Origin of the sequence: Streptomyces sp. TBY4, from assembly GCF_024213195.1 — a bacterium.
In the GTDB taxonomy this organism is placed as follows: domain Bacteria; phylum Actinomycetota; class Actinomycetes; order Streptomycetales; family Streptomycetaceae; genus Streptomyces.
Window position 1 is genome coordinate 586,985 of sequence record NZ_JANAVF010000003.1, and the last position, 12,627, is coordinate 599,611.

The window sequence follows — 12,627 nt, forward strand, 5'->3', positions numbered from 1 at the left end:
GGGCCCTTGGTAGGGAAAGGGCATGCCGTTTCTTCGCACAGATGGCCCGAACCTCTACTACGAGGTCGTCGGGGAGGGCGAGCCGCTCGTCCTCGTCCACGGTTCCTGGAACGACCACACCTCCTGGCAGCCCGCGATCGAGGCGGACATCCGTGCCTCGTTCCGGGTGGTGTCGTACGACCGCCGCGGCCACGGGCAGAGCGAACCGGGGGAGGGGCCGGGCACCCGCAGGGAGGACGAGGACGACCTCGCCGATCTGATCGAGGCGCTCGGCCCGGCCCCCGCACACGTGGCGGGCAATTCCTTCGGCGCGTCCACCGCGCTGGGGCTGGCGGCCCGCCGCCCGGAGCTCTTCCGCACCCTCACGGTCCACGAACCGCCGCTCGTCGCGATCGTGGACGGCGATCCGGCCGCGCTGGAGGAGATGCGCACGGCTCGGGCCTCGATCGGAGCCGTGCTCGACCTCCTGCGGCAGGGCGAACACGAACAGGGTGCGCGGCTGTTCGTGGAGGAGGTCGCCGTGGGCCTGGACACCTGGGACCGGCTGCCCCGGAGCACCCGCGAGACGTTCGTGCACAACGCCCCCACCTTCCTCGGCGAACAGTCCGACCCGGACTGGGCGGCGCTTGACCTGGCGGCGCTCGCGCGGTGCGAGGTACCGGTTCTGCTGAGCGGCGGTACGGAGAGCCCGGCCTGGCTGTCGACCGTCCTCGACCACCTGGCGGCGGCCCTGCCCGGGGCCCGGCGCCAGCGGCTCGAAGGCGCGGGCCACATCCCGCACGTCACGCATCCGCAGGAGTACGTGGCCGCGCTCAAGGGCTTCATCCGGGAGGTCTGACGCGGCTCCCGGCGGGCAGGCCGGGCCTGCCGGGAGAGCTCAGCCCCACTGCTCGTCCGCCAGCGAGGTGACCGGGGCCGGCTTGCCGATGACGGCCAGGGCGATGAAGAAGTTGATCTGCCCGATCGCGATGGTGAGGGTGGCGAGCGCCTTCTCGTCGTAGTGCTCCGCCACCTCCGCGTAGAGCTCGTCGGAGACCCGCTCCCTGCCGTGCGGGGCCGGCTGGAGGGTCGCCTCCACCAGCGCGAGCGCGGCCCGCTCGGCCCCGGTGAAGCAGCGGGCGTCGGCCCAGGAGGAGACGGCGGTGATCCGCTCCTCGGTCTCCCCGGCCTTGCGGAGGAAACCGGTGTTCAGGATGGTCAGGTAGGTGTTGCCGACGATCTGCCCGGCGCGCAGGTGGACGAGGCTCATGGTGGTGCGCGGCACCGAGCGGTTGCCCGTGGCCCGGAAGAGGGCGGCGCTGATGTCGGCCAGCTCGGGAACGAACGCGCCGGGGTCGGGCATCCGCGAGAGGGAGGTCGTGGTCGCGGTCTTGGCGGTGTTCATCATGGCTGCTCTCCTTCTGATCCGCCCCGTTGGCGTCTCACAGCACTGACGAAACGGCCCGCACGGATGTGACAGAGTGCGGGAAATTTCTTTCCGGGTACGCCGAAGGGGCGGTGCGCGAGGAGCGCACCGCCCCTTCGGACGGACTGCCGGGAGTACCCGGACTGCCTAGAGGAACGAGTTGATCTCGATCGTCTCGGTGCGGCCGGGGCCGACGCCGATCGCGGAGATCGGGGCGCCCGACATCTCCTCGAGGGCCTTGACGTACGCCTGGGCGTTCTTCGGGAGGTCCGCGAAGGTCTTGGCCTTGGTGATGTCCTCGGACCAGCCGGGGAGGTTTTCGTAGATCGGCTTCGCGTGGTGGAAGTCCGACTGCGAGTACGGGAGCTCCTCGACGCGCTTGCCGTCGATCTCGTACGCGACGCAGACCGGGATCTCCTCCCAGCCGGTCAGCACGTCCAGCTTGGTGAGGAAGAAGTCCGTCAGGCCGTTGACGCGGGTCGCGTAGCGGGCGATCGGGGCGTCGAACCAGCCGCAGCGGCGGTCACGGCCGGTGGTCACACCGCGCTCGCCGCCGATGCGGCGCAGGGCCTCGCCGTCCGCGTCGAACAGCTCGGTCGGGAACGGACCGGAGCCGACACGGGTCGTGTAGGCCTTGAGGATGCCGATGACGCGGCTGATCTTCGTCGGGCCGACACCCGCACCGGTGCAGGCGCCACCGGCGGTCGGGTTCGAAGAGGTGACGAAGGGGTACGTGCCGTGGTCGACGTCGAGCAGCGTGCCCTGGCCGCCCTCGAAGAGCACGACCTTGTCCTCGTCGAGCGCGTTGTTGATGATCAGGGTGGTGTCGGCGACGTACGGCTTGATCTGCTCCGCGTACTGGAGCATCTCTTCGACGATCTGGGCCGGGTCGATCGCGCGGCGGTTGTACAGCTTCGCGAGGAGCTGGTTCTTGCCCTCCAGCGCCGCTTCGACCTTCTGGGTGAGGATCGACTCGTCGTAGAGGTCCTGGACGCGGATGCCGACGCGGTTGATCTTGTCCGCGTAGGTCGGGCCGATGCCGCGGCCGGTCGTACCGATCTTGCGCTTGCCGAGGAAGCGCTCGCCGACCTTGTCGAGGGTGACGTTGTACGGCGTGATCAGGTGCGCGTTGCCGCTGAGCAGCAGCTTCGAGGTGTCGATGCCGCGCTCGTTGAGGCCGCGCAGCTCGGAGAGCAGGACGGCCGGGTCGACGACGACACCGTTGCCGATGACCGGGGTGCATCCGGGGGAGAGGATGCCGGAAGGGAGGAGGTGCAGTGCGTACTTCTGGTCGCCCACGACGACCGTGTGGCCGGCGTTGTTGCCGCCCTGGTAACGCACTACATAGTCAACGGATCCACCGAGCAGGTCGGTGGCCTTTCCCTTGCCCTCGTCACCCCACTGAGCTCCGAGCAGCACAAGAGCGGGCACAGGCGTACACCTCTTCCGGATGGGGCATGTCCAAGGTCAGGGGGCGTACGACGATGTACACCGCAGGCTGAGCCGTCGGACCGGTACCCCGGAATAGACGAAGGCCCTGGCGCAATAGCGCAAGGGCCTCTTGCACAAAGATGCTACCCGAGGAAGGACCGAGGTGTCGGCTCCAGAGCCCACCATGAGCCATGCGGGCGCGCCGGTAGGCGGCCTGCTCGTGCTCGTCGACCCGGTCGCCCGCCGTCTTGACGGCGAGTCCGTGCGAATCGCGAAAGATGTGTTGTCAGCGGGAGCAGCGGCGAAAATCTGCCTCCCGGACTCGCGGGAGGAGTTTGCGCGGGCCCTCGCCCGCCGGGGTCATCGCCGGCCGGTGATCGTGGGCGACGACCGCGCACTCGTCCGGGCCGTCGGGCTCCTGCACCGTGAGCGGGCGCTGTCCGAAGGGGCCGTTTCGCTGATTCCGGTGGGGCCGGCGGGCTCGCTGGTACTGGCGCTGCAGCTCGGCGTGCCGCTGTCGGCCGTGTCGGCCGCGCGGGCGGTCCTGGACGGGGCCGTCGGCATGCGGGACCTGCTGGTCGACGACAGCGACGGCGTGGTGCTGGGCGGGATCGGCATTCCGCCGCCGCCCGTGGCGGGCCCGGGCGGGGCCCGGTCCGGGGGCGTGCCGCGGCCGGCCGGGCCGTCGGTGTGGAACGCGTACCGCTCCCTGGTCCGTACGTTCGGCCGCCCGCCGGCCGGGGCTGCGGCCGGCGGCGGATCCGGTGGGGGCCACCGGCTGCGGGTGGAGGCCGACGGGGTGGTCCTGGCGGACGTGGACGGGATGGTGGACGACGTGGCCGTGTCGGCCCGGGAGGGCGACGGGCTGGCGGACGTGCTGGTCCGGACGAGGGCGGCCGCGGCAGCGGCCCCGGGCCCCGGGCCGGGATCCGGGCCCGACTCCGGGCCCGACTCCGGCTCCGGCCGGGTGGTGCGGGTGCGGGCGTCGGCGGTGACCGTGTCCGGGGAGGATTTCCGCTACCGGTCGGACGTGGGCATCAGCGGCCCGGTCCGGCGCCGTACGTGGACCTTGCACCCGGGCGCCTGGGGGCTGACACTGCCGCTGCAACGCTGACGAGGGGGAGGGGCGGGTCCGATGGCAGGGGCCGAGCGGGCCGGGGCCCCGGGCGGGGGTCCGGCTCCGGAAGGGGTTCAGGAGCCCGGACCGCCCGGTGCGGCGGCCGTCCGGGGCGCGCTCAGCGACTGGCGGCAGGACGCGCTGCTGATCCTCCTGCTGCCGGTGCTGTGCTGGCCCGCGCTGATCGGGGCGCTGGTCACCCGGCCCGCGCCGCTGCGGGGGGTGCTCCTGGCGGCGCTGTGCCTGCCGGTGCTCGTCGCGCTCCGGGAGCTGTACGTGGTCCAGCGCGTGCGGGGCCTGCTGAGGGACCCGGGGCTGCGCTGGACCCCGTACGAGGTCGAGGTGGTGCGCGGCCCCGGGCTGCCGCCGCTGGTCGCCCTGGGCGGCGACGGCGGCGGACGGCTGCTGACCCTGGGGCCCCTCGGGCGGCGGGTGCTGGTGCCCGGGCCGCCGGAGCGCGTGGTGTGGCTGGCAGGGGACCCGGGGCCGGGGGCCGTGGTGTGGGCGCCGGGCGCCCGGGAACTGGGCCGGGTGCGCAGGCCGTGGCCGCGGGGCCCGCTCAGGCGGAGGCGGCCGCCTCGATGAGGTCGCAGACCGGGCCGGGCACGGAGGCGAGCGAGGCGTGGCTCGCGTCGAGCTCGATGGTCTTGCGGGGGTTCATGCGGGCGGCCATGCGGCGCTCGTTGTCGGGATGGATCATGCGGTCGGCGGTGGAGACCTGGTACCAGGACGGCTTCGCACGCCAGGCGGGTGCGGTGACGGCGTCGCCGAAGGTGGAGGCGAGGGGAGCCTTCTGGGTCACGGCCATGACCAGGGCTTCTTCCGGGGTGAGGTCCTGGGCGAAGCTCTCGTGGAACTTGTCCGGCATGACCCACAGGTAGCCGTCGGAGTCGGGCGCGATGTTCGCGAAGGCGGCCGGCGGGTTCTCCTGCGTGATCCCGCCGGGGCTCTCGCCCGCGTCGGGGGCGAAGGCGGCGACGTAGACCAGACCGGTGACATTGGGCAGGTCCCCGGCTTCGGTGATGACGGCTCCGCCGTACGAGTGGCCGACGAGGACCACCGGTCCGTCGATCTGCCGGACCATCTTGCGGGTCCGTTCGGCGTCGTCGGCGAGGGAGGTCAGCGGGTTCTCAACGGCGTGCAGATCGGTGTACCCGCGGCGGTGGAGCTCGCCGATGACCTTGGCCCAGTGGGCGGCGCCGCCCCAGAAGCCGTGGACGAGGACGATGGCGGGGGTGCGGGCAGGGCTGTCGGCCATGGGGTTCTGCTCCTGAGTCCGGTGTTCCCCCGCCCGGTGCCGGGCCGGAGGCCCCCCGGGCCACGCTAGGCGGCCGGTCCGCCGCCCGCCACGCGCCACGGAGCCACCGCACCCACCGCAGCCTTTCCTTGATCCACTCCCGTCCGAAAAGTTGTCCACAGCTGTGGACAATTTTTCGGAACGGCCTAAGCGGGGGTCACCAGCCGGGTCTCGTAGGCGAACACCGCCGCCTGTGTCCGGTCCCGCAGCCCCAGCTTCACCAGGATCCGGCTCACATGGGTCTTGATGGTGGACTCGGCGATGATCAGCCGATCCGCTATCTCCGCGTTGGACAGCCCCTGGGCGATCAGCACCAGCACCTCCGTCTCCCGCTCGGTCAGCTCCGACACTCCCGCGGAGCCCGTCTGCGTCGTCCGGGTCTCCGACAGCTTCGAGAACTCCGTGATCAGCCGCTTGGTCACGGAAGGCGCCAGCAGCGCCTCCCCGGCGGCCACCACCCGCACCCCGTCGGCCAGTTGCCGGGCGGAGGCGTCCTTGAGGAGGAACCCGGACGCGCCCGCCCGCAGCGCCTGGTACACGTACTCGTCGAGGTCGAAGGTCGTCAGGACCAGCACCTTCGCGTCCGTGTCGGCGGCCACGATCTCCCGGGTCGCCTCCAGCCCGTTCATCTCCGGCATCCGGATGTCCATCAGCACCACGTCCGGCTCCAGCGCGGCCACTTGGGCGACGGCCTCCCGCCCGTTCACCGCCTCCCCGACCACTTCGATGCCGTCCATCGCGTTCAGCAGGACGGAGAACCCCTCACGGACCATCATCTGGTCGTCGACGATGAGCACTCTGATCGTCATGCCGGATCCTTCGCGGGCTCCGGGCGGCTGCTGGGCACCGGTATGAACACCGCCACCTCGTACCCCCCGGCGGCCCGCTCCCCGGCCGTCATCTCCCCCTCCAGCATGGCCACCCGCTCGCGCATCCCGGTGACCCCCTGCCCGGCCCCCGGCGAGGGCCGCACGTCCCCGGTGGCGGCCTCATTGACGATGCGCAGCCCCAGCCCGCCCAGGACGTACGAGACCTCGACCCCGGCGGCCGCGCCCGGCGCGTGGCGCAGGGTGTTGCTCAGGGCCTCCTGGATGATCCGGTAGGCCGACAGCTCCACTCCCGGCGGCAGTTCGCGCACCGCGCCCGTCACGGTCTTCTCCACGCTCAGCCCCGCCTCCCGGACATTGGCCAGCAGCCCGTCCAGCGAGGCCAGCGTCGGCTGCGGGGCGTCCGGCGCCTCGTAGTCCTCGGAGCGGACGACGCCCAGCACCCGGCGCAGCTCGGTCAGGGCCGCCACCGCGTTCTCCCGGATGGTGACGAAGGCGGCCTCCAGCTCCGGCGGCGGATTCTTCACCCGGTAGGGCGCGGCCTCCGCCTGGATGGCCACCACCGACATGTGGTGGGCGACCACGTCGTGGAGCTCCCGCGCGATCGTGGTCCGCTCCTCCAGCAGGGTCCGCCGGTCCCGCTCGACGGCGGTGACCACCTGCTGCGCGGTCACCTCCTGTTCCGCCTGCTTGCGGATGTTGCGGATGCTCACCGCCAGCAGGGCGAGCGCCGAGGCGAAGGCCATCGGCCCGACGTTGATGTTCTGGCCGTGGCCGAGCACGACGGACGTCCCGATGCCGATCGCCAGCGTGACCACCCACATCCAGCCGGCCGTCCGGGGACTGGTCCGCATCCCCACCAGGGTCACCGTCGCGAGGTACGAGAAGAACGTGGCGGGGATCCAGGGCCAATTGGGATCGGAGCCGCTGACCACCGAGAAGACCAGGGTGACCGCCACGGCGGCCCAGAACGCCCCCAGCGGCCGCACCAGGGTCATCACGACCGGGGTGGCCGCGAGCAGCCCCATCACCAGGGAAGCGGCCTGGGGCAGACCGGTGGTGATCGAGGTGAAGACCACGACGAAGAACCCGGTCAGGCATACGGCCGCGTGCGGCAGGTGCGCGGCCTCCGTCCGTATCCGCTGCGGGAGCCGCCGGATCAGCGCCCCGTCCGTGCGCATCGGGGGCAGCGGCCGGTAGGCGAACGCGTCGGTGATCAGGGCCTCGCGCAGGCTCTGGACGAAGCCCGAAGCCAGTCGGATCTCAGGTGTCCGGGGGGTCGCCCCGGAAGTGGTCTCGGTCATGGTTTCCACGGTAGGCGGGCCCCGGCCTGGCCCGCGTCGCCGCTGAAGGGGATTTCCCTGGGTCCCCCTCAAGTACTACCCGGGCCGCCTCAGTAGCCCGTCGGACGGATCAGACCCGTCTCGTACGCGAACACCGCCGCCTGCGTGCGGTCCCGCAGACCCAGCTTCACCAGGATGCGTCCCACGTGCGTCTTGACCGTCTGCTCGGCCAGGATCAGGTGCCCGGCGATCTCCGCGTTCGACATGCCCTGGGCTACCAGGGAGAGGACCTCCGTCTCCCGCTCCGTCAGCTCGTCGATCCGCGCCTTCGACGGCGCCCTCGGAGCCCCCAGCCGGGAGAACTCGGTGATCAGCCGCTTCGTGATGTTCGGCGCGAGGAGCGCCTCCCCGGCCGCGATCACCCGGACCGCCTCCGCCAGCTGGTCGGCGGAGGCGTCCTTGAGGAGGAAGCCCGAGGCGCCGGCGCGCAGCGCCTCGTAGACGTACTCGTCGAGGTCGAAGGTGGTCAGCACCAGCACCTTCACCGTGGAGCCCGGGGCGGCGGTGATGAGGGAGGTGGCCTCGATGCCGCCCATCCCGGGCATCCGGATGTCCATCAGGACCACGTCCGGGGCCAGTTCGGCGACCTTGGCCACGGCCTCGGCGCCGTCGACGGCCTGGCCGACGACCTCGATGTCGGGCTGGGCGTCGAGGAGCACGGTGAAGCCCTGGCGGACCATCATCTGGTCGTCGGCGATCATCACCCTGATCGGGGCAGCGGTCATCGGTCCTGCTTCCTGGTCTCGGGGCCGGGTGAGGGCGCGCCGCCCGGAGACACGGGGTCCATCGGGAGCACGGCGCTCACCTCGTACCCCCCGTCGGGGCGGTGGCCGGCGGCCAGCTCGCCCCCCAGCATGCCCGCTCGCTCCCGCATCCCCAGCAGCCCGTGCCCCGCGCCCGCGGAAGGCGGGGCCGGCCGGGTGGGAGCGCTGTTGGCCACGCACAGGTGCACATCGCGGGGCCCGTAGGCGATGCCGACCTCCACGCGGGAGCCGGGCGCGTGCCGCAGACAGTTGCTCAGCGCCTCCTGCACGATCCGGTACGCCGTCAGCTCCACCCCGGGCGACAGCGGCCGGCGGATGCCCGCGACCTCGACGGTGACCTCCAGCCCGGCCCCCCGCACGTTGTCCACGAGGCCGTCCAACTCGGCCAGGGTGGGCTGCGGATGGTGCGGGACGGCCTCCTCGCCGGGGAGCTCGGAACGCAGCACCCCCAGGACGCGGCGCAGCTCCGTCAGGGCCTCCACGGCATTCGCGCGGATCCCGGCCAGGTTCTCCTTGAGCTCCTCCGACGGGTTCTCCACGAGGTAGGGGGCCACCTGCGCCTGGATGGAGATCACCGACATGTGGTGCGCGACGACATCGTGCAGCTCACGGGCGATCCGGCTGCGCTCCTCCAGCAGGGTGCGCCGGGCACGCTCCTCCTCGGTGAGGGTCTCCTGCTCGACGAGCTGCGTGCGGGTCAGCCGGGTCGCGCGCAGGGCGTAGCCGAGGAGGCCGGTGAAGGAGAACAGGAGGGCGGCCCCGGGGGTGCCGGTACCGCTCTGCTCGGGCCGGAAGAGGGCCTCCGCCAGCCCGGTGCAGGCGACGGCAACGGCGACCGCGCCGGCGGTCACCCGGGGCGGCACCCGCAGGGAGACCAGCAGCAGCACCGGGGCGAAGGCGAACAGTCCGGCGGGCATCCACGGCCAGCTCTGCCCCTGGCCGACATGGCCGTGGATCTGCCAGGCGATCAGCCCCGCCGCGGTCAGCCCGGTCCAGTACCCGGCCATCGGCCACCGCATCGCGACCACGATGGACCCGCCGACCAGGGCCGCCAGCCACGGCCGGACGGGGCCGTGGACCTCGTAGTGGTTGCTGAGCTGCTCCGCGGTGACGACGTAGAAGGCCACCGCCAGATAGAGGAGCACCACGTGCGGGAGCCAGGCCAGCCAGCGCGGCTTCGACATCCTCGGAAGGGGATCGGCCTTCAGGTCCAGGAGCCCCCGGGCCACGCTCCGCAGCACCGCCGAGGTCCCGGCGGGAGAGCCCCCCGGCGCCCCGCCGGCCACGGCCGGATGCGGTGCCGGGATGGGGACCGGAGGTTCGCTCTGCTCGTTCACAGCGGTCAGCCTAGGCACGGAGGGCCTCCCGGGAGGGAGTCGCCGGGCCGGTGACTGTGCTGTCAGCGGCCGGAGTTGGGGCGGTGGGGACGACGGGGGTGATGCTCCCCCGGGTCGCGGCGGAGGAGGCGACGATCCGGGAGGGGACGGCCGGCGTTCCGGACGATCCGCGCCGGGCCCGGACCCGCGGGCGGCCGCCCGCCTGCTCGTAGGTGTGGAAGGCGGCCCAGCAGACCGCCAGCGCGGCCGCGAACACGGGCAGCCACAGCAGCCGGACGGCTATCCACTGCGGGGAGTCGGGCACGGTGTGCAGGCCGGGCAGATCGGCGGAGACCAGCAGTCCCAGGGTGGTGACGGCCATCATCGCGGTCTGGTGCCACAGGAAGACCGTCATGGCGGACAGATTCACCAGCGCCACCTTCGCCCAGGCCCGCGGCCGGCTCATCCACCGGGCGAGCCGGTCGCGCAGCAGCAGCGCCAGCCCGCACTGGGCCAGGCCGAAGGCGACGGCGGCCAGCGTCGGCGGGTTCAGGTTCGAGACCGCGGCTCCGGGAACGCCGACCATCGAGGCGGGATAGCCGCCCCAGAGGATCAGCCCGGCCGTGGCGGCGATCCCGCCGCCCAGCAGCAGGGCGGCCGGGGTGCGCCGGGCGAAGGCGCCCCGGGACCAGGCGGCGCCCAGGGTGTAGGGCACGAGCCAGCCGGCGGCCACATTGACCCAGCCGATCCACGCGGGCCCGTCGAACCCGAAGCGCCAGACGTCGACCGATGCCACCACGGCCAGCGGCCACAGCGGGCTCAGCCGGCTGACGAGCGGGGTCGCGGCGGTGAGCGCGGCGAAGACGAGGAGGAACCACAGGGGGGACAGCACGAGCTTGAGCAGGGTCCGGACGGTGTCGGTGCCCACACCGCCGAGCAGCATGCCGGCGGACGCGAGGCTCCACAGCACCAGCACGGCGGCGACCGGCCGGAACAGCCGGCCGAGCCGTTGTCCGACCCACCGCCCGTACGGGACTCCGCGGCCGCGCGCCGACTCGTACCCCTGGGCGGCGACGTGGCCTCCGACGAGGAAGAAGACGGCCAGGGTCTGGAACACCCAGGAGAGCGGGGCCAGTCCGCTCATGAGGGCCAGCGGGCTGGTGGTGCTGAGGCCGCCGTCGGCACTGGTGAGCGCGGTGACCAGCCAGTGGCCCAGCACCACGCCGAGGATGGCGAAGGCCCGGAGCGCGTCCACGGCCCGGTCCCGGGCGGCGGGCGTACCGGCGTCGATGCGGTCCGCGAGAGCGGACCAGCGGGCAAGCGGTTCACGCACGCGCATGGGGGACCTCCGGAGCGGCAGGGGCGGACGGGGCGGTGCCGAGCACGATCCCCGCCAGGCTGTTCAGGGACTCGGTGCCCGGCTTGAGGTAGTCGCTGTGGCCGCCGGCGCCGGCCGTGAAGGGCCGGGCTCCGAAGGCGGGGTCCACGGGATCGGTGCCGAAGCCCACCCCGAGGACGCGGAGGTGCGGGACACCGGAGATCCAGTCGGCGGCGCCCCGGCCGGCCCAGACCCGGGCCCGTGTCGGCAGCTGCGCGGCGGAACCGGCCCCTGTGCCCGGACTGCCGAACAGTGCGAGGTCGGTGACCTCGGGGCCGGCCGCGGTACGGGCGCAGACGACGGACCCGTAGGAGTGGCAGAGCAGCGAGAGGTGCGCCTGCGGGGCGGCCAGCCGGGCCAACCGGGGGAGGAAGGCGCCGAGTTCGGCGGCGGCCTCGTCGGCGCGGCCGGCGGTCAGGACGGCCGGGCTGACCGTGCCGGGGGTGTCGTACCCGAGCCAGGCGACCACGGCGGAGCGGGGGTGCTCCGCCTGGAGGCGCTGCTGGAGGGCGAGGGCTCCGGCGCGGAACCTCTGGTAGGTGTCCAGGGTCGTGTCGGACCCGGGGACCAGCACCGCGACCCGGTCGGCGGTCTGCAGATCGCCCAGCACCTCTATGGCCCGGCCCTTGCCGCGCCCGTCGAAGGTGAGGAACCGGGCATCGCCGCCCGCCTCCATCGCCCGGAGCTTCGCCGCGCGGCCGCCGCGGCCCGCGGTGTCGGCCGTACGGGCCGCCTCGGCGATGTTGGAGAGCCCGACGGCGTACCGGTCGGGGAGGGAGGCGCCCTCCCCGGCGACCGCCGGGGCCGGGGCGGGAACGTCCGGGGAGGCGGCGGCGGAAACGGGGAACACCACGGCCGCGGCGACGAGTCCGGCCAGCAGCGTGCGGCGCGGGCGGCCGCGGTGGCGGCCGTCGGGACGTGCGGTGGGTCGGCGGCTCATGGATCCGTTCCTTCGCTCGTGCCAGAGGGGCGGTGCTGCGTTCTTCTCTGGTCACGAAGTTAGGAATCGGGAGCCCTCGTCGGCGTCCCACCGGAGAGCCCACTTCGCAAGTAGCTCTCAGGTATGACAGGGGCTAGTCAGGGGCCGAGCCCATAAGTTGGACCGTGGCCACGACCACGACCACGACCACGACAGGGGACAGCCAGTGCAGTTGCGCAACGTCGAGCTCGTCGACATGGACGCCTACGTCAGGATGCGGTGCGATCCCGTCATGATGGCCGACCTCGGTGGACCGCTGCCGCGCGAAGGCATGGAGGACAAGGTCCGGCGGGACGTCAGCAAGGCGGTCGCGGATCTGGACTGGATCAAGATGATCGTCCCCGACCCGGCCGCGCCCGAGGTGGTGGCGGGAACGGTGACCCTGTGGTCCCACGACGCCGAGGACGGGCCCATGTCGGAGATCGGATGGATGGTCCTGCCGGAGCACCAGGGGCGCGGGCTGGGCAAACGCGCCGTGCGGGCCCTGCTCGAACAGGCGCGGGACGAGGGGCGTTGGGGACTCGTGCACGCGTTTCCGGCACGGAGCAACGGTGCGTCGAACGGCATCTGCCGCTCGCTCGGCTTCCGGCTCGTCGCCGAACTCGATGTGCCGTTCGCGGACCGCGTCCTGCCGGCCAACCACTGGGTCATTGATCCCCGCACCATGCCCGTCACGCCCCCCACCCCCGCCTAGGCCGTCTCTTTCGGATCTTGCCGGGCCCGCGGCCTCTGGCACCGCGCCTGGCCGCACTGCCAGGGCAACCGAGTAC

At 72.8% G+C, this 12,627-nt stretch carries 13 protein-coding genes; 4 read left to right on the top strand and 9 right to left on the bottom strand.

Features of this window, described 5'->3' with window-relative positions:
- Positions 1-22 precede the first annotated feature (22 nt).
- On the top strand, positions 23-838 hold the full coding sequence (locus tag NLX94_RS10665; RefSeq protein WP_254382388.1) for an alpha/beta fold hydrolase: 816 nt from the start codon (positions 23-25) through the stop codon (positions 836-838).
- A 39-nt stretch (positions 839-877) separates the two neighbouring features.
- On the opposite strand, the gene NLX94_RS10670 is transcribed toward NLX94_RS10665, so the two are convergent.
- A complete protein-coding gene (locus tag NLX94_RS10670; RefSeq protein WP_254382389.1) occupies positions 878-1,387 on the bottom strand; it encodes a carboxymuconolactone decarboxylase family protein in 510 nt (169 codons plus the stop codon).
- A gap of 165 nt (positions 1,388-1,552) precedes the next feature.
- A complete protein-coding gene (locus NLX94_RS10675) occupies positions 1,553-2,836 on the bottom strand; it encodes an adenylosuccinate synthase (RefSeq protein ID WP_243330671.1) in 1,284 nt (427 codons plus the stop codon).
- Between the two features lie 184 nt (positions 2,837-3,020).
- Here NLX94_RS10675 and NLX94_RS10680 point away from each other — a divergent pair, with 184 nt between their 5' ends.
- Together NLX94_RS10680 and NLX94_RS10685 are read left to right on the top strand one after the other, a co-directional pair.
- A complete protein-coding gene (locus NLX94_RS10680) occupies positions 3,021-3,950 on the top strand; it encodes a diacylglycerol kinase (protein WP_254382425.1) in 930 nt (309 codons plus the stop codon).
- A 21-nt stretch (positions 3,951-3,971) separates the two neighbouring features.
- Positions 3,972-4,538 carry a hypothetical protein gene (locus NLX94_RS10685; RefSeq protein WP_254382390.1) on the top strand — a complete coding sequence of 189 codons (567 nt, stop codon included), beginning with the start codon at positions 3,972-3,974 and terminating at the stop codon, positions 4,536-4,538.
- On the opposite strand, the gene NLX94_RS10690 is transcribed toward NLX94_RS10685, so the two are convergent.
- The 7 genes from NLX94_RS10690 to NLX94_RS10720 form a co-directional block, all read right to left on the bottom strand.
- A complete protein-coding gene (locus tag NLX94_RS10690; RefSeq protein ID WP_254382391.1) occupies positions 4,513-5,211 on the bottom strand; it encodes an alpha/beta hydrolase in 699 nt (232 codons plus the stop codon). The genes NLX94_RS10685 and NLX94_RS10690 overlap by 26 nt on opposite strands.
- Positions 5,212-5,396: 185 nt before the next feature.
- Positions 5,397-6,059 (bottom strand): response regulator transcription factor, encoded by a 663-nt coding sequence (locus NLX94_RS10695; RefSeq protein WP_254382392.1) that lies wholly within the window; start codon positions 6,057-6,059, stop codon positions 5,397-5,399.
- Positions 6,056-7,381 carry a sensor histidine kinase gene (locus NLX94_RS10700; RefSeq protein ID WP_254382393.1) on the bottom strand — a complete coding sequence of 442 codons (1,326 nt, stop codon included), beginning with the start codon at positions 7,379-7,381 and terminating at the stop codon, positions 6,056-6,058. The genes NLX94_RS10695 and NLX94_RS10700 overlap by 4 nt, the downstream gene beginning before the upstream one ends.
- Positions 7,382-7,470: 89 nt before the next feature.
- On the bottom strand, positions 7,471-8,145 hold the full coding sequence (locus NLX94_RS10705; RefSeq protein WP_254382394.1) for a response regulator transcription factor: 675 nt from the start codon (positions 8,143-8,145) through the stop codon (positions 7,471-7,473).
- The gene (locus NLX94_RS10710; RefSeq protein WP_254382395.1) at positions 8,142-9,521 is read right to left on the bottom strand and encodes a sensor histidine kinase; all 1,380 of its coding nucleotides are present in this window, start codon (positions 9,519-9,521) and stop codon (positions 8,142-8,144) included. The genes NLX94_RS10705 and NLX94_RS10710 overlap by 4 nt, the downstream gene beginning before the upstream one ends.
- 10 nt (positions 9,522-9,531) lie before the next feature.
- A complete protein-coding gene (locus tag NLX94_RS10715; protein WP_254382396.1) occupies positions 9,532-10,839 on the bottom strand; it encodes an acyltransferase in 1,308 nt (435 codons plus the stop codon).
- Complete coding sequence (locus NLX94_RS10720; protein WP_254382397.1) at positions 10,826-11,818, bottom strand: alpha/beta hydrolase; 993 nt, start codon at positions 11,816-11,818, stop codon at positions 10,826-10,828. The genes NLX94_RS10715 and NLX94_RS10720 overlap by 14 nt, the downstream gene beginning before the upstream one ends.
- Positions 11,819-12,023: 205 nt before the next feature.
- On the opposite strand from NLX94_RS10720, the gene NLX94_RS10725 reads away from it, so the two are divergent.
- Positions 12,024-12,551, top strand: coding sequence for a GNAT family N-acetyltransferase (locus NLX94_RS10725; RefSeq protein ID WP_254382398.1), 528 nt, complete (start codon positions 12,024-12,026; stop codon positions 12,549-12,551).
- The last annotated feature ends 76 nt before the right edge of the window (positions 12,552-12,627 follow it).

Coding starts and splice junctions, on each gene's coding strand:
- NLX94_RS10705 (WP_254382394.1), bottom strand. CDS start 8,145: ATGACCGCTGCCCCGATCAGGGTGATGATCGCCGACGACCAGATGATG.
- NLX94_RS10680 (WP_254382425.1), top strand. CDS start 3,021: ATGAGCCATGCGGGCGCGCCGGTAGGCGGCCTGCTCGTGCTCGTCGAC.
- NLX94_RS10700 (WP_254382393.1), bottom strand. CDS start 7,381: ATGACCGAGACCACTTCCGGGGCGACCCCCCGGACACCTGAGATCCGA.
- NLX94_RS10715 (WP_254382396.1), bottom strand. CDS start 10,839: ATGCGCGTGCGTGAACCGCTTGCCCGCTGGTCCGCTCTCGCGGACCGC.
- NLX94_RS10665 (WP_254382388.1), top strand. CDS start 23: ATGCCGTTTCTTCGCACAGATGGCCCGAACCTCTACTACGAGGTCGTC.
- NLX94_RS10690 (WP_254382391.1), bottom strand. CDS start 5,211: ATGGCCGACAGCCCTGCCCGCACCCCCGCCATCGTCCTCGTCCACGGC.
- NLX94_RS10685 (WP_254382390.1), top strand. CDS start 3,972: ATGGCAGGGGCCGAGCGGGCCGGGGCCCCGGGCGGGGGTCCGGCTCCG.
- NLX94_RS10720 (WP_254382397.1), bottom strand. CDS start 11,818: ATGAGCCGCCGACCCACCGCACGTCCCGACGGCCGCCACCGCGGCCGC.
- NLX94_RS10695 (WP_254382392.1), bottom strand. CDS start 6,059: ATGACGATCAGAGTGCTCATCGTCGACGACCAGATGATGGTCCGTGAG.
- NLX94_RS10670 (WP_254382389.1), bottom strand. CDS start 1,387: ATGATGAACACCGCCAAGACCGCGACCACGACCTCCCTCTCGCGGATG.